Source organism: Nonomuraea phyllanthi, assembly GCF_006334985.2.
GTDB classification, from domain to species: Bacteria; Actinomycetota; Actinomycetes; order Streptosporangiales; family Streptosporangiaceae; genus Nonomuraea; species Nonomuraea phyllanthi.
The window spans coordinates 1116981-1132124 of the sequence record NZ_VDLX02000001.1 but is presented as its reverse complement, the minus strand read 5'-3'; the positions used below and the strand labels follow the sequence as shown (position 1 = coordinate 1132124).

17 protein-coding genes are annotated in these 15144 nt (G+C 70.5%); 13 read left to right on the top strand and 4 right to left on the bottom strand.

The features are described from left to right. Nucleotides 1–30 precede the first annotated feature (30 nt). From map to truA, 10 genes are all read left to right on the top strand, one after another. Nucleotides 31–840 (top strand): type I methionyl aminopeptidase, encoded by an 810-nt coding sequence (gene map / locus FH608_RS05300; protein ID WP_139628779.1) that lies wholly within the window; start codon nucleotides 31–33, stop codon nucleotides 838–840. Nucleotides 841–856: 16 nt separating this feature from the next. Further along, nucleotides 857–1288, top strand: coding sequence for a DUF1707 SHOCT-like domain-containing protein (locus tag FH608_RS05295; protein WP_139628777.1), 432 nt, complete (start codon nucleotides 857–859; stop codon nucleotides 1286–1288). Between the two features lie 224 nt (nucleotides 1289–1512). Next, on the top strand, nucleotides 1513–1734 hold the full coding sequence (infA, locus tag FH608_RS05290) for a translation initiation factor IF-1 (protein WP_012887858.1): 222 nt from the start codon (nucleotides 1513–1515) through the stop codon (nucleotides 1732–1734). A gap of 25 nt (nucleotides 1735–1759) precedes the next feature. Beyond that, nucleotides 1760–1873, top strand: a complete 114-nt coding sequence (gene rpmJ, locus FH608_RS05285) for a 50S ribosomal protein L36 (RefSeq protein WP_003956441.1) — start codon at nucleotides 1760–1762, stop codon at nucleotides 1871–1873. A 225-nt stretch (nucleotides 1874–2098) separates the two neighbouring features. Next, nucleotides 2099–2479 (top strand): 30S ribosomal protein S13, encoded by a 381-nt coding sequence (rpsM, locus tag FH608_RS05280; protein ID WP_043623489.1) that lies wholly within the window; start codon nucleotides 2099–2101, stop codon nucleotides 2477–2479. Nucleotides 2480–2524: 45 nt separating this feature from the next. Continuing rightward, the gene (rpsK, locus tag FH608_RS05275; protein ID WP_091090131.1) at nucleotides 2525–2929 is read left to right on the top strand and encodes a 30S ribosomal protein S11; all 405 of its coding nucleotides are present in this window, start codon (nucleotides 2525–2527) and stop codon (nucleotides 2927–2929) included. A 23-nt stretch (nucleotides 2930–2952) separates the two neighbouring features. Continuing rightward, nucleotides 2953–3579: a 30S ribosomal protein S4 gene (rpsD, locus tag FH608_RS05270; protein ID WP_139628776.1), complete on the top strand. Its 627-nt coding sequence runs from the start codon at nucleotides 2953–2955 to the stop codon at nucleotides 3577–3579. Between the two features lie 97 nt (nucleotides 3580–3676). Beyond that, the gene (locus FH608_RS05265; RefSeq protein WP_103960866.1) at nucleotides 3677–4693 is read left to right on the top strand and encodes a DNA-directed RNA polymerase subunit alpha; all 1017 of its coding nucleotides are present in this window, start codon (nucleotides 3677–3679) and stop codon (nucleotides 4691–4693) included. A gap of 138 nt (nucleotides 4694–4831) precedes the next feature. Then, nucleotides 4832–5371 carry a 50S ribosomal protein L17 gene (gene rplQ / locus FH608_RS05260; RefSeq protein WP_139628773.1) on the top strand — a complete coding sequence of 180 codons (540 nt, stop codon included), beginning with the start codon at nucleotides 4832–4834 and terminating at the stop codon, nucleotides 5369–5371. Nucleotides 5372–5431: 60 nt separating this feature from the next. Beyond that, on the top strand, nucleotides 5432–6337 hold the full coding sequence (gene truA / locus FH608_RS05255) for a tRNA pseudouridine(38-40) synthase TruA (protein WP_193318233.1): 906 nt from the start codon (nucleotides 5432–5434) through the stop codon (nucleotides 6335–6337). Here truA and FH608_RS05250 read toward each other — a convergent pair. The 3 genes from FH608_RS05250 to FH608_RS05240 all read right to left on the bottom strand — a co-directional run bounded on the left by FH608_RS05250 (nucleotide 6302) and on the right by FH608_RS05240 (nucleotide 11622). Next, the gene (locus tag FH608_RS05250) at nucleotides 6302–9655 is read right to left on the bottom strand and encodes a hypothetical protein (RefSeq protein ID WP_139628771.1); all 3354 of its coding nucleotides are present in this window, start codon (nucleotides 9653–9655) and stop codon (nucleotides 6302–6304) included. The two genes, truA and FH608_RS05250, sit on opposite strands and share 36 nt — an antisense overlap. Before the next feature lie 104 nt (nucleotides 9656–9759). Beyond that, nucleotides 9760–10908, bottom strand: a complete 1149-nt coding sequence (locus FH608_RS51255; RefSeq protein ID WP_193318232.1) for a hypothetical protein — start codon at nucleotides 10906–10908, stop codon at nucleotides 9760–9762. A 24-nt stretch (nucleotides 10909–10932) separates the two neighbouring features. Next, nucleotides 10933–11622, bottom strand: a complete 690-nt coding sequence (locus FH608_RS05240) for a CAP domain-containing protein (protein ID WP_193318231.1) — start codon at nucleotides 11620–11622, stop codon at nucleotides 10933–10935. 370 nt (nucleotides 11623–11992) lie between these two features. Here FH608_RS05240 and rplM point away from each other — a divergent pair, with 370 nt between their 5' ends. From rplM to glmM, 3 genes are read left to right on the top strand one after another with little or no spacing between them, the layout of a single operon-like run. Next, the gene (gene rplM / locus FH608_RS05235) at nucleotides 11993–12436 is read left to right on the top strand and encodes a 50S ribosomal protein L13 (protein WP_139628767.1); all 444 of its coding nucleotides are present in this window, start codon (nucleotides 11993–11995) and stop codon (nucleotides 12434–12436) included. 26 nt (nucleotides 12437–12462) lie between these two features. Next, entirely contained in the window at nucleotides 12463–12984 is a 522-nt protein-coding gene (gene rpsI, locus FH608_RS05230; protein ID WP_139628765.1) for a 30S ribosomal protein S9, read from the top strand. 1 nt (nucleotide 12985) lies between these two features. Then, on the top strand, nucleotides 12986–14344 hold the full coding sequence (glmM, locus tag FH608_RS05225; protein ID WP_139628763.1) for a phosphoglucosamine mutase: 1359 nt from the start codon (nucleotides 12986–12988) through the stop codon (nucleotides 14342–14344). A gap of 57 nt (nucleotides 14345–14401) precedes the next feature. Here glmM and FH608_RS05220 read toward each other — a convergent pair whose 3' ends face one another. Further along, the gene (locus tag FH608_RS05220; RefSeq protein ID WP_139628761.1) at nucleotides 14402–15118 is read right to left on the bottom strand and encodes an ABC transporter permease subunit; all 717 of its coding nucleotides are present in this window, start codon (nucleotides 15116–15118) and stop codon (nucleotides 14402–14404) included. Between the last annotated feature and the right edge of the window lie 26 nt (nucleotides 15119–15144).

Here is a 15144-nt window from a genome sequence, read left to right as displayed (position 1 = left end):
GTGGCCCGTTCAGACCCCAGGGGGCAGATGATGTTCAAACGCAACAGGCACGGAATCCAGATCAAGTCGCCGGAGCAGCTGGAGAAGATGCGGGCGGCGGGGCTCGTGGTCGGGCGCACGCTCGACCTGCTCAGGCGCTCGGTCCAGCCCGGGATGACGCCGCTCGACCTCGACGGCATCGCCGAGAAGGCGATCAGGGACGAGGGTGCGATCCCGTCGTTCAAGGGCTACCAGGGCTTCCCCGCGACGATCTGCGCGTCGGTCAACGACGAGGTGGTGCACGGCATCCCGACCAACGCCCGCAAGTTGCGTGAAGGCGACATCATCTCCATCGACTGCGGCGCGATCCTGGACGGTTGGCACGGCGACTCGGCCGTCACGGTCCCCATCGGCGAGGTGGACCCCAAGCTGACCGAGCTGATGCGGATCACGGAGGAGTCCATGTGGCGCGGCATCGCCGCGCTGAAGGTCGGCGCGCACCTGTCGGACATCGGCCACCGGATCGAGCGGTACGTCAGGTCGCAGGGCCGCTTCGGCATCCCGCCCGAGTACGGCGGCCACGGCATCGGCACCGAGATGCACATGGACCCCTGGATCGCCAACCACGGCAAGCCGGGTCGCGGCCCGGTGCTGGAGGAGGGCATGTGCCTGGCCATCGAGCCCATGGTCAACCTGGGCACCGAGCGCACCCGCGTCCTGGCCGACGAATGGACCGTGGTGACGATGGACGGCAAGTACTCTGCGCACTTCGAACACAGCGTCGCGGTGACACATAATGGTCCTTGGGTGCTAACCGCCCTGGATGGGGGCAAAGAGCGCCTAGCCCAACTGCAGAGCTAACCCGGGAGTGGGTGGGATGGCGAACAGCCCCGAGATGCGAGCCTCCGACGCCGATCGTGACCGCGTCGCCGCCATCCTCCGGGAGCACACCGCGCAGGGCCGCATCACGATGGACGAGTTCAACGAGCGGCTCGAACAGCTCTACAAGAGCAGGACGTACGGAGAGCTCGCCCGGCTGACGTCCGACCTTCCCGACGTGGATCTGCGCAACCGGCCCGCCAAGGTGTCCGACATGCCGGCCAAGCGCACGGGGTTGCATCCCGGCATGCGTGCGGCGTGGGGGGCCTGGGCCATGGCCAGCGGCATCAACTGGGTGATCTGGCTGATCGTGAGCGTCACGTCCGGCGACCTGATCTACCCCTGGCCGCTGTGGGTCATGGGGCCGTGGGGCGTCATCCTGCTGATGAGCACCGTCTTCGGCGGCCAGCAGCCCAAGAAGCGCCGATAGGCGCGTGTGCCGCTCGCTGTGCGGTAAACTCTTATATGGTTGTGTCAGGACGCCTGGCACGCGTTTCGCGTTTTGAGCCCAGGTGTCGTACACTCCTTAGTCGGCTCACTATGACTATCACGCGTCGGTGACCCTTGCCGGTCGCCGCTCTCTCCGAAGCGTGAGGTCGCGGCTGCTTAGTGAACCGGAGCCTCAGACGATCGATCAGTGAAACGCGAGGAATTTTGGCCAAGAAAGACGGCGCCATCGAGATCGAGGGCACTGTGGTCGAGTCGCTCCCGAACGCCATGTTCCGGGTGCAGCTCGACAACGGCCATAAGGTCCTGGCCCACATCAGCGGTCGGATGCGGATGCACTACATCCGGATCCTGCCGGACGACCGGGTAGTTGTTGAACTGAGCCCCTACGACCTGAGTCGTGGGCGGATCGTCTACCGATACAAGTAAGACGTCTGAGGAATCACGAAGGACAATGAAGGTAAAGCCGAGCGTCAAGAAGATCTGCGACAAGTGCAAGGTGATCCGCCGGCACGGTCGCGTCATGGTGATCTGCGACAACCTGCGCCACAAGCAGCGCCAGGGCTAGTCGCCGCAAGGCTTCTCCGAGTCCGCCCCGACATCAGGGAGCGGGCTCGACGCATGAGGAGCCTGAGTCAGTAATCGCGCCACACACCTGGGCAGGCGGGCTCTCATGCGAGGGTCCGAACCACTCGGGAGACCCCCGGTCGGAGGCCGGGGCCCTCACCCCGGGGCATTGGGGAGGGGCGGTGCGGCGCCAGACCTCCGCCACAAAGAAGGAGAATGCCCGACCATGGCTCGCCTGGTTGGCGTCGACCTCCCCCGCGACAAGCGGCTGGAGATCGCTCTCACCTACATCTACGGAATCGGCCGCACCCGCGCCCAGGAGATCCTCCAGGCCACCGGTGTCAGCGGCGACCTGCGCGTGCACCAGCTCTCCGACACCGAGCTCGTCCCGATGCGTGACTACATCGAGGCGAACTTCAAGATCGAGGGTGACCTGCGCCGCGAGGTCCAGGCCGACATCCGTCGCAAGATCGAGATCGGTTGCTACCAGGGCATCCGGCACCGTAAGGGCCTGCCCGTCCACGGCCAGCGCACGCAGACCAACGCGCGCACCCGCAAGGGCAAGAAGAAGACCGTGGCCGGCAAGAAGAAGCCCGGTAAGAAGTAGTCCACAGCAGCTGCGGACCGAAGACCTCAGGAGTAATGGCAAGCAATGCCTCCTAAGAGCCGTCAGGGCGCGCCGAAGAAGGTGCGCCGCAAGGAGAAGAAGAACGTCGCTCACGGGCACGCCCACATCAAGAGCACGTTCAACAACACGATCGTTTCGATCACCGACCCCACGGGGAACGTGATCTCCTGGGCCAGTGCCGGCCACGTGGGTTTCAAGGGCTCCCGCAAGTCCACCCCGTTCGCCGCCCAGATGGCCGCGGAAAACGCCGCCCGTCGTGCCATGGAGCACGGCATGCGCAAGGTCGACGTCTTCGTCAAGGGTCCCGGCTCCGGCCGTGAGACCGCGATCCGCTCGCTGCAGGCCACCGGCCTCGAGGTGGGCTCGATCCAGGACGTCACCCCGGTTCCGCACAACGGCTGCCGCCCTCCGAAGCGCCGCCGCGTCTGAGATAGCCCAGGAGAATCTGAGAAATGGCTCGTTACACGGGCGCGGACTGCAAGCTCTGCCGTCGCGAGAAGACCAAGCTCTTCCTCAAGGGCAGCAAGTGCGAGTCCGCCAAGTGCCCCATCGAGATCCGTCCTTACCCGCCGGGTGAGCACGGCCGCGGACGTCCCAAGGAGTCCGAGTACCAGCTTCAGCTTCGCGAGAAGCAGAAGACCCGCCGCATCTACGGCGTCCTCGAGAAGCAGTTCCACAACTACTACGAGGAGGCCGCGAGCAAGACCGGCAAGTCGGGTGAGGTGCTGCTCCAGATCCTGGAGAGCCGGCTCGACAACGTGGTTTACCGCGCCGGTTTCGCGCAGTCGCGTGACGCCGCCCGCCAGCAGGTCCGCCACGGACACTTCCTGGTGAACGGCAAGAAGGTCGACATCCCGTCCTACCGCGTTCGCGAGCACGACATCATCGAGGTCCGCGAGAACAAGCGTGGGCTCATGCCGTACGAGGTCGCCCGGGCGACCGCGGGTGAGCGCACCGTTCCCGCGTGGCTCGGCGTCGTGCCGGACAAGCTCCGCGTCCTGGTTCACCAGCTGCCGGTCCGCCAGCAGATCGACACCCAGGTCCAGGAGCAGCTCATCGTCGAGTACTACTCGAAGTGAGCCCCAGTTGAGGTGCGGATTTCCGCACCTCAACTACGCTGTTTATCGGAGTGGCGTCATATAGCGGGCGCCACACGAAAAAAGGGGAGACCCACACATGCTGATCGCTCAGCGCCCGACTCTTCTCGAAGAGTCGATCGACGACACCCGGTCCCGGTTCGTCATCGAGCCGCTGGAGCCGGGCTTCGGCTACACCATCGGCAACTCGCTCCGCCGCACGCTGCTGTCGTCCATCCCGGGCGCGGCCGTGACGAGCATCCGGATCGAGGGCGTGCTGCACGAGTTCTCGACCGTCCCCGGGGTCAAGGAAGACGTCACCGACATCATCCTCAACCTCAAGGAACTGGTCGTCTCCTCCGAGCACGACGAGCCGGTCGTGATGTACCTGCGCAAGCAGGGCCCGGGCGAGGTCACCGCCGCCGACATCGCGCCGCCGGCCGGGGTCGAGGTGCACAACCCCGAGCTGCGCATCGCCACGCTCAACGGCAAGGCCAAGCTGGAGATGGAGCTGACCGTCGAGCGCGGTCGCGGCTACGTCTCCGCCGCCCAGAACAAGCAGCCGGGCCAGGAGATCGGGCGCATCCCGATCGACTCGATCTACTCCCCGGTGCTCAAGGTCACCTACAAGGTCGAGGCGACCCGAGTCGAGCAGCGCACCGACTTCGACCGCCTCATCCTCGACGTCGAGACCAAGCCGGCCATGAAGCCCCGCGACGCGGTGGCCTCCGCCGGTAAGACCCTCGTCGAGCTCTTCGGCCTGGCCCGCGAGCTCAACGTCGAGGCCGAGGGCATCGACATCGGCCCGTCGCCCACCGACGCCGCCCTGGCGGCCGACCTGGCGCTGCCGATCGAGGAGCTCAACCTCACCGTCCGCTCCTACAACTGCCTCAAGCGCGAGGGCATCCACACCGTGGGTGAGCTCGTCGCGCGCAGCGAGCAGGACCTGCTGGACATCCGCAACTTCGGCGCCAAGTCGATCGAAGAGGTCAAGCAGAAGCTGCACGAGATGTCGCTGGCGCTCAAGGACTCCCCGCCCGGATTCGACCCGAGCGCGGTGGCCGGGGGCGGCTACGACGACGACGACAGCGCGTACGTCGAGACCGAGCAGTACTGACGCTTTCCGCGGCCCCGCGTCCTCTCCGAGGGCGCGGGATCGCGCGGGTGCACGTAACGGCGTCGCGGAGCAGCCGCGGCGCCGGCCCGACTCCGGTACCTGGCACGGCCGGGGCGGGTTGACCACAAGGAGAATGAAATGCCCAAGCCCACCAAGGGTGCACGTCTTGGCGGCAGCCCGGCGCACGAGCGGCTGATCCTGGCCAACCTGGCCACCGATCTGTTCCGCCACGGCAAGCTCCGCACCACGGTCGCCAAGGCCAAGCGCCTGCGCCCGCTGGCCGAGCGCCTGATCACCAAGGCGAAGAAGGGCGACATCCACAACCGTCGCCAGGTCCTGACCGTCGTCAAGGACAAGGGCGTCGTCCACCAGCTCTTCACCGAGATAGCGCCGACGTTCTCCGAGCGTCCCGGTGGCTACACCCGCATCACCAAGGTCGGTCCGCGTAAGGGCGACAACGCCCCGATGGCGGTCATCGAGCTGGTGACCGAGCCGCTGAACGGCGTCACCACCCGCCGCACCGAGGCCCCGGCCGCCGCTCCGGCGCCGGCGCCCGCCGCGGAGGAGACCGAGGCCGCCGAGGCTCCCGAGGCCGCCGCCGAGGAGGCCCCCGCCGCCGAGGCTTCGGCCACGGAGGCTCCGGCCGCCGAGGGCGAGGCGAAGAAGGACGAGGCCTGATCTCTCAGGCCGGACGAGACGGGCCCGACCCCCTGCGGGGTGCGGGCCCGTTTTCACGTCATGGAGAACCGCGTCAAGGAGGACATCGTGGTACGGCTCCGCCTCGACCTCGCGTACGACGGGACGGACTTCTCCGGATGGGCCAGGCAGCCGGGACGCCGCACGGTCCAGGGCGAGATCGAGCAGGCGCTCGGCCGGATCCTGCGCCTCGAAAGCCCCGCCATGCTGACCGTGGCCGGCCGCACCGACGCCGGGGTGCACGCGCGGGGTCAGGTGGCCCACGTGGACGTGCCGGAGGGCTCGCTGGCCGAGCTCGACGGGAACAGGGGGCCGCTGGACGTCGATGAGCGGCTCTCTGCGCTCGTGAGGCGGCTGGGCGGGGTCCTGCCCCCGGACGTACGCGTTCATCGGGTCTGCGTGGCTTCTGAGGGCTTCGACGCGCGGTTCTCGGCGATGTTCCGGCGGTACGCGTACCGGGTGAGCGACGCGGCGGGCGGCGCCGACCCGCTGCGGCGGCGCGAGGTGGTCTGGCACAACCGGCCCCTGGACGTCGGCGCGCTGAACGCGGCGGCCGCGCGGCTGCTCGGCGAGCACGACTTCGCGGCGTTCTGCAAGAGGCGCGAAGGGGCCACCACGATCAGGGAACTGCAGCGGCTGGAGTGGGTACGCGAGCCGGACGGGCTGCTGGTGGCGACCGTCGTGGCCGACGCGTTCTGCCACTCGATGGTCCGGGCGCTGGTCGGTTCGCTGCTGGCGGCCGGCGACGGCAGGCGGCCCGTGGAGTGGCCGGGCGAGGTGCTGGCGGGGGGCGTACGCGACTCGGGAGTGCACGTCGCGCCCGCGCACGGGCTCTGCCTGGAGGAGGTCGGCTACCCGGCCGAGGCCGCACTCGCCGCGCGGGCCGAGGCCACGCGGCGAGTGCGCACGCTGTCAGTCCTTGGTGAGACGGTGCTCGAGGACGAGTGAGGTCTCGTCGCGGAACGCCCCGCTCACCTTGGGCAGCGCCTTGTCCTTCGCGTCAGGGGTGTGGCCGTCGGCGTAGGTGGCGTAGCTGAAGACGATGTAGCGGCCCCACACCATCCCCGCCGCGTAGCCGCCGGCGATGTCCACCCGCTCGCCGCCCGAGCCGTCCTTGCCGGGGAGCGGGCGGAACCAGACGTTGCGCGAGAGGTCCTTGGCCTGGTCGGCCGCGGCCGCCGCGTCCTTGTTGGGAAGGACGGCTATGCCGGTGGTGACGGCGTAGCGGTGCTTCTTGTCGACGTACGTGGCCCTGAGCACCCGCGTGCACTTCTGCTCCTGCAGCGCGTCGGCGAAGGCGCCCGTGGCGGCCTTGTCGCAGCTCGACTCCATGCCGGCCTTGACCCGGGTGAACGTCACGCCCGCCGCGCTCACCTTCTTCTTCGGGAACGCCTCGGACAGCGACCACTTCCGCGGGTCCGTCTGGTCGGAGTTGAGTATCGACGTGCCCTCCGGAGCGTCGGTGGGCTCGGCGGCGGGCACCTCCGTGCTCGCCTGCGCCGACGCGGTGGGCCGCGCGGCGGCGGCCGTCGTCGGCGCCGGGTTGCTCACCGCCTGCCAGGCGAAGAACCCGCCGGTCGCCACCCCGGCCAGCGCCAGAGCGCCCAGCGTCACCAGCAGGGCCCGCTTGCTCCTCGCGGGTGGGGCCGGTGGCGGGGGCGGGGTCTGGAACGGCGGCTGTTTGAACGCTCCAGACGGGAACGCCGGCGCGCCGCCGCCCGGGGACTTCTGGCCCCAGGTGTCCTTGGAGAACGGGAGGTCGGGCAGCTTCCCCTCCGCCTGCGTGGGCGGCCACACGGGCACGTCGCCAGGCGCCGGCGGGTGGGCCGGCGGGGTGGCGGGGTCGGAGAGCGAGAGGGGCTGGGGGTCGCGCTTGGCGGCCTTGGGGTCGAAGTAGTGGGCCGGCCGGCGGGTGTTCTGGGGGAGCTTCGCCGGGGGGCGGGTGGTGGCGTCCTGGGCCTCGTCGCGTGGGGGTGCGATGGGGGCCGAGAGCGGGATGGTCGGCTGCTTGGGCGTGGGGGCGGGGGCCTCGGAGGCGGAGGTGACGGGGGCTTCGGGGGCTTCGGACTTGTCCGGGGCGGCGGCGTCCGGCTTGCCCTCGGCGGCAGCGGTCGGCTTGCCCGCGGCGGTGCCTGAGTTGCCTACAGCGGGAGCGGACGGCTGCGGTGCCCCCGGCTGCCCGCCCTCCGGCTGCTGCGCGCCGGGCCGTCGGCCTTCTGCCTGGTGGCCTTCCTGATGCCCGGTCTCCAGCTGCCGGCCCTCCGGCTGCCCGGCTCCCTGGTGCTGCCCTTCGGGGTGCTGCGCTTGGGGCTGCTGGGCATTCGAGGGCTGGGCCCCCGGGTGATGCGCCTCCGGGCCCCGGGCACTCGGCGGCTGGACCTCCGAGTGCTGCGATTCCTCGTGCTGGGCTCTCGGGTGCTGCGTCTCTGGGCGCTGGGTGCTCGGGTGCTGAGCCTCCGGGTGCTCGGCCCCCGCCTGCTGGGCTTCGGGGCGCTGGGCTTCCGGATGCTGTGGGGACGCCTGCTCGGACGTCTCCCTTCGTGCTGTGCCCGGGTGGAAGTAGTGGGCGGGGCGGGTGAAGCCCTCGGGGTTGGTGGCGGTCGCGTCGAAGGCCGGCTCGTCGCTGTCCGGCTCGGCCACCAGCTCGCCCGTGGCGGCCGGCCACGGGGGCATGGCGTGCGGGTCACTGACGGGCGCGGGCCACACCGGCATCCCCGCCGCGGCGGCGGTGAACGCGGGAGGCGGCTCCCACGCGGGCGCACCGGGCACGTACAGGCCGTCCGACGTCGGTGACGCACCGGGCACGTGCGGGCCGTCAGGGGCCATCGGCTCGCCGGGCGTCGCGGCTTCGGTCGGCACGTCCGATGCACCGAGAACGGGAGGTACGGGCTGATCGGTGGAGCGGGTGATGGACTCCGCCTCGACCTCGTCCCACGGGGGGATGGCGCGCGTTCGGCTTGTCCGTGCCCGCTCGTTCCCGGGCTGGTCGGAGAGCGTGGCGGGCGATGTGTAACCACCGGGATACGTGGGATCGGTGTCGTCGGCGTACCAGTCGTACGGCGCGGCGTCGTCTCCCGTGACCTCCCACGGCTGCGCACCGGGGGTCTCGTCGGGGGCGGGCAGGTTCGGCGGCGGCCCGTGGAACACGGGGCCGACCGGCCGCCCTCCGCTGTCGGCCACCTTCCCGGACGGAGGGGCCGCCGAGGGCCTCGACGCCGGAAAGCCGGACCCGGACGCGCCGAACGATGCAGAGCCGGGCGCCGAGGGACCGCTGGGCGCGGTGCCGGGCGTCGACAGGCTGGAGGGCACGGTGCCGGGCGTCGACAGCCCGGAGTGCGCCGAGCCGGACACCGACGTGCCGAACGGCGCGGAGCCGGGCGCTGAGGCGCCGGAGCCGTGCGCTGAGGGGCTGGAGGGGGCGGAGCCGTGCGCTGAGGGGCTGGAGGGCGTGGTGGCGGGAGACGACAGGCCGGCGGGCGCTGAGTCGGACACCGACGGGCCGGGAGGCGGGGTGCCGAACGGCGAGGGGGCGGCTGGTGAGGGGACGGACGGCGAGTCGGCGGATGGCGCTGGGAAGGACGGCGCGGGGAAGGACGGCGCGGACGTCGGTTGGGCGGGTGGGGTGGACCGCGTTTCGGCGGCGGAGGCAATCGTCGCGTCATCGGCCGGCCCGCGCACCGCCCCGTCGTCGTACGCACCGCCCATCGCCCCATCGTCGCGCGGCGCGTATGACCCCGGAGCCGCGTCGCCGAAGGGACCGCGCGCGTCGTGCTCGGCCGGGCCGTGTGGCGCGGCGTCGAGGCGACCGCGTGCGTCGCGGTCAGCCGGGCCGTGTGGTGCGCTGTCGAAGGGATCGTGCGCCGGCTCATCGGCCGGGCCGTGTGGCGCGGCGTCGAGGCGGCCCTGCGCGTCGTGGTCGGCCGAGCCGGCCGCGGTGTCGAGGTGACCGCGCGCCGGGCCGTAGGGGGTGGCGTCGTAGGGGTCGCTCGCCGCGCCGCCGGCGGGGGCGGGTGGTGCGGCGTCGAAAGGGTCGCTCGCCGCGTCGTCGGCCGGGCCGTGCGGTGGCTCGGCATAGGGGGCGCGGGTTGTGCCGCGTGCCGCGTCGTCGGCATGTGGGGACGCCGCAGACGTGCCGTCAGCGGGAGCGGACGCCGAAGGCCCGTCCCGCCCGCTGGTCTGGCCGAAGCTCGGCGGTGGCGTCGCTGGTGCGGCCGAACTGTCGGCTTCCCTGCGATCGTGCTCGGACCCGGGTTCCTGGCCACGCATAGGGGGAGCCTAGCGAGAGTAGCGAGATCGTTATGTCGGTATGGGCGTTCCCAGCGGGATCCGGCGTCCTGTTTGGACCCCTAACGCAGGGGAAGCCCGTTTCGCTACAGGGGGCTTCCGGTCAGCGTGCGGTTGTCCAGAGCCTTGAAGACGGTCGCCTTGGTGATGTCCTCGATGGCGGCGAAGAGCTGCTTGGAGCCCTTCTTGTCCGGCTTTGTGCCGTCCTTGTTCTGGAACCAGACCATGATCGCGTAGTGGCCGTGTGTCCAGATCTTGGCGCCTCCCGCACCGGACCCGAGCTGTTTGGTGACACTGTCCTTGCCTGCCAGCGGCTTCACGTAGTTGCTCGTGTCGCCGACCTTGGCCACCTTGGCGGCCGACTTGCTGGTCTTGAGGTTGGCCACCCCGACCGTGCCGATCACCTTGCCGGCCTTGTCACGGAAGCTGGCGCGTACGAGCTGGGTGCACTTGCCGGACTTGAGGGCCTTCTGCAGGTCGTCGCCCAGAGCGCCGTCCGTGCACTTCTTGTCCTTGCTGGTGATCGTCATCTCGTACGAGCGGCCCGAGATCGAGAACTTCTTCTTCTTGCCGAAGATCTCCTTGACGCTGATCGGCTCGGGGTCCGTGGAGCGCTCGGCGGCGAAGCCGAACTCGCCGGGCGGGGCCGACGGGAGCGGGGCGGAGGTCTGGCGCGGGGCGGCGGTCTGGGCGCTGATGGGGTCGTCGGCGTTCCACATCAGCGCGAGGCCGCCACCGAGGAGGCCGAGCACCAGGACGCCGCCGATGGCGAACCACAGCGGGGCGCGCGAGCGCGGCCCCTCGTCGTACGGGCTCCACCCGATCCTGCTCTGGGGCGCCTTCTCGGCCCTGTCCTGCGGCTCCTCGTCGGATTTGGGCGCCTTGTCGGAGGAGGGGGCGGCGGCGCGGCCCTTGCGGCCGCGGCGGGAACGGGCGGGCGCCTCGGCGGCCTCCGGAGCCCCGGACTCGGGCCCGCCGGAGGGGCCGGACGGGCCGGGGGAGCCGGCGTCGGGGGCGTCGAAACCGCCGGGCCAGCCCCCGGGACCGCCAGGACCGCCGGGAGCGCCAGGACCGCCGGGGCCCCCAGGGCCTGCCGGCCGGCCCGGACCCGCAGGTCCGCCGGGACCCGCCGGCCGGCCGGGGCCGTTCTGACCACCTGGAGCGTTGCCCGCGGGCTGGAACATGCTCCCCATCCCGTACGGGGCGCCGTTTTCACGTCCTTCGGGAAAACCCATGCGGCGACATTACCGTGATGTTCGTCAACGGGCTCCGAAGTCCTGAGTCCACCAAGGCCCGTCAGGCCCGGACGCCACGCCCACGCCGATGGCCCTCAGGCGGCAGTTGAGGATGTTCCTGCGGTGGTCGCGGCTGCCGAGCCAGCCCTCCACGGCCTCCTCGGGCGTGCTGTAACCGGCGCCGATGTTCTCGGCCGCGCCCCAGTGGTAGCCGGCGCGCTCCATCCGGTCCCACGGGGACGCGCCGTCGGGGGAGTTGTGGACGAGCTGCCCGGATCGCGCCATCTCCAGCGAGTGCGTACGCGCCGAGCGGGTGAGTGCGGCGCTCACCTTCAGCGGCCCGCAGCCGTTCCTGGACCTGGCGGAGTTGGTGAGCGAGACGACCCTGTCCGCCAGGCCCGGCATCACACGCACGGCGTCGTCGTCGCGGAGCATGGCCGGGTTGTCCTGGGAGTTGAAGCCGGGGATCTGCCCCTCGGGCGTCCGCGTGGGCCTGGGGGCGGAGGTGCCGCCCGGCAGCGTCTTGGTGAGCTGCCTGGGGATCATCTCGGCCTGCTGCTGCGACTTCCTTGACGCGCTCGGCGCCGGGTTGGCGCTGGCGGCGGCGGGCGGGATGGTCTCGTTGAGATAGACGTGGCGGGCCGGCTCGGTGTCGTCGGTGAGGCGCCCGATCAGCACGCCGGTGAAGAGCACGGCCATGAGGCAGGCCAGCACACCCAGGTGATTCCGGCGCCGAGCGCCCCGCTGGGTTAGCCGGGAGTGAGGGTTCTGCCACATACCGCCGTCAACGATAGGGATGTCCAGTGCTGGGAAAGAAGGGGTGCCCGGGAAACGAAACCTAACCGTTCTGAGGTCGGGTAAACTCGCTCAGGGTTACCGGTCATTTTGACCTGCGCGCCTGCGGGCGGGTAGCTTGGTTTCGTTGTGTGCATAGGTCCGTAAGACCAATGCGCGGCGCGTCCGGCGTCATCTCCCGTGTTGCGGAGACGGAAGGTCCGGGCCGTCGTGTGCCCGCACCGACCGACCAGATGTAGCTGTCACTTCCGACAGCGCCGAAGACGCGAGCATAAAGAAGGCTACGACCGTGCGCACGTACTCACCGAAGCCCGCCGACGTCCAGCGTCAGTGGTACGTCATCGACGCGACCGATGTCGTGCTGGGCCGGCTGGCCAGCCACGTCGCGACCCTGCTCCGCGGCAAGCACAAGCCGATCTTCGCTCCCCACGTCGACACCGGTGACTTCGTCATCGTCATCAACGCGGACAAGATCGCGCTGAGCGGCAACAAGCTTGAGCAGAAGAAGGCGTACCGCCACTCGGGCTACCCGGGCGGTCTGCGTTCCGTCTCGTACGGCGAGCTCATGGAGAAGCGGCCGGACAAGGCCGTCGAGAAGGCCGTGAAGGGCATGCTCCCGAAGAACTCCCTCGGCCGGAAGATGGCGAAGAAGCTGAAGGTCTACGCGGGTCCCGAGCACCCGCACCAGGCCCAGCAGCCGGTGCCGTTCCAGATCACCCAGATCGCCCAGTAGTAGTTCGAAAGATTCAGAGGAGAACCGTGGCTGAGCCCACCGGTGTCGAGACGCCCGTCGAGGCCGAGCTGGAGGAATTCTCCGGCGAGGACTTCCCGTCCGAGTACACCACCGAGTCCGCCGCCAGCGCCGACGCTCCCGTGCGCAAGCCCGTCACCACGGGCAACTCGTACGGCACCGGCCGCCGGAAGGAGGCGATCGCCCGCGTGCGCATCGTCCCCGGCACCGGCAAGTGGACGATCAACGGTCGTTCGCTGGACGTCTACTTCCCGAACAAGGTCCACCAGCAGATCGTCAACGAGCCCTTCGTGGTGCTCGGCGCCGAGGAGGCGTTCGACGTCATCGCGCGCATCGACGGCGGCGGCGTGACCGGCCAGGCCGGCGCGCTGCGCATGGGGCTGTCGCGCGCCCTGGCGATCCTGGACGTCGAGGTCAACCGCCCGCCGCTGAAGAAGGCCGGCTTCCTCACCCGTGACGCCCGCGCCACGGAGCGGAAGAAGTACGGCCTCAAGAAGGCCCGCAAGGCTCCGCAGTACAGCAAGCGCTAAGTTGGCGCGCCTCTTCGGCACCGACGGGGTACGCGGGGTCGCCGGTCGCGACCTCACGGCTGAGCTCGCCATGGACCTGGCGGTCGCGGCGGCTCACGTCCTCGGCGATGCGGGCGCTTTCGCCGCCACCGGATCCAGCCGTAAGAGCAGGCCGGTGGCGGTCGTGGGCCGGGACCCGCGTGCCTCGGGAGAGTTTCTCGAGGCCGCCGTGGTCGCCGGCCTCGCGGCGTCCGGTGTGGACGTGCTGCGCCTCGGCGTGCTGCCCACCCCGGCCGTCGCCCACCTCACCGCCGCGCTCGGCGCCGACCTCGGCGTCATGCTGTCGGCCTCGCACAACCCGGCGCCGGACAACGGCATCAAGTTCCTGGCCAAAGGCGGCTTCAAGCTGTCCGACGCGGTCGAGGACGAGATCGAACGGCGGCTGGGCGAGGAGTGGACCTTCCCGGTCGGCTCCGGCGTGGGCCGGGTGCGCGACGCGTACGGTGAGGCCGACCGGTACATCTCCCACGTGCTGACCACGATGAGCGCCGCGCTCGACGGGCTCAGCATCGTGGTCGACTGCGCGCACGGCGCCGCCCACATGGTGGCTCCCGAGGCGCTGGTGCGCGCGGGCGCCCGGGTCGAGTCGATCGGCGCGAGGCCCGACGGCCTCAACATCAACGCCGGCCACGGCTCCACCCACCTGGACAAGCTCCAGCAGGTGGTCGTGTCGCGCGGCGCCGATCTCGGCGTGGCCTACGACGGCGACGCCGACCGCTGCCTGGCGGTCGACCACACGGGCGCGATCGTCGACGGTGACCAGATCATGGCCGTCCTGGCCGCCGCCATGCACGGTGAGGGCCTGCTGGCCAAGGAGACCGTGGTGGCGACCGTCATGTCCAACCTCGGCTTCAAGCTGGCCATGCGCGAGGCGGGCATCACCGTGGTGGAGACCGCGGTGGGCGACCGCTACGTGCTGGAGCGGATGAAGTCGGACGGCTTCAACCTGGGCGGCGAGCAGTCGGGCCACGTCATCATGCTCGACCACGCCACCACCGGCGACGGCCTGCTCACCTCGCTCCACCTGCTGGGCGTGGTGGCCAAGTCGGGCGTGCCGCTGAAGGAGCTGGCCTCGGTGATGACGCCGCTGCCGCAGATCCTGATCAACGTCAAGGGCGTCGACAAGGGCAAGGCCTCGGATCCCGAGCTGCTGGCCGCCGTCGCGGAGGCGGAGGCGGAGCTGGGCGAGACCGGCCGGGTCCTGATCAGGCCGAGCGGCACGGAGCCGATGATCAGGGTCATGGTGGAGGCCGCGTCGGAGGAGCACGCCGGCCTGGTGGCGAGCCGCCTCGCCGACACGGTCCGCACGACCTGCGCCTGAGCGATTTCACGTACGGCCCGCCGGGGACGATCCCCGGCGGGCCGTACGCCTGTTCGCCTATTCGTCGCCGGTGAGGGAGAAGGCCCGCAGGCGCAGGCCCGCCCAGAAGACGCAGCCCAGCGTGACGATGATCAGGGCCGGTACGGCGAAGCCGAGCGCCACGTCCGTCCGCAGGAAGGCCGAGTCGGAGATCTGGTCGGCCACCGACTGTCCCCACTGCTGGATCGAGAACTTGCGGGCGCCCGGGATGAAGGTGCCCACCACGCCCTCCCAGACCAGGGCGTAGATGATGCCGATCGTGACCGCGTGGCGGGTGACGACGCCCAGCAGGAGGAAGACGGCGGCGTAGGCGATGCCGGCCACCAGGACGCCCACCGCGAAGCCGGGGGCGATGCCGTCCTCGTTGCTGACCAGCAGCCAGGCCGACACGTACGTGGGCACGGCCGCGAACACCACCAGCAGCGACACCGCCACCAGGAACTTCGTGCGCGCGATGACCGGCCGGGAGATCGGCTTGGACATCAGGTGGATGATCGTGCCGTCGTCGATCTCCGGGGCGATGACTCCCGTGCCCGCGATCAGGCCGAGCAGCGGCAGCACGGTGTTGATGGCGAAGTTCTGCATCAGCAGCACGGCCGAGCGCTGGTCGTCGCCGCCGAACACGCGCAGCAGGACGGCCAGGCCGAGCAGCGCCAGGGGGAGCAGGAGCAGCAGGATGATCCGGCGGCGCCCCAGCAGGGCGCGGTAGGTGATGCCGGCGACCACTGTATTCATTGCCTCACTCCGTTCGGCGGGCTCGG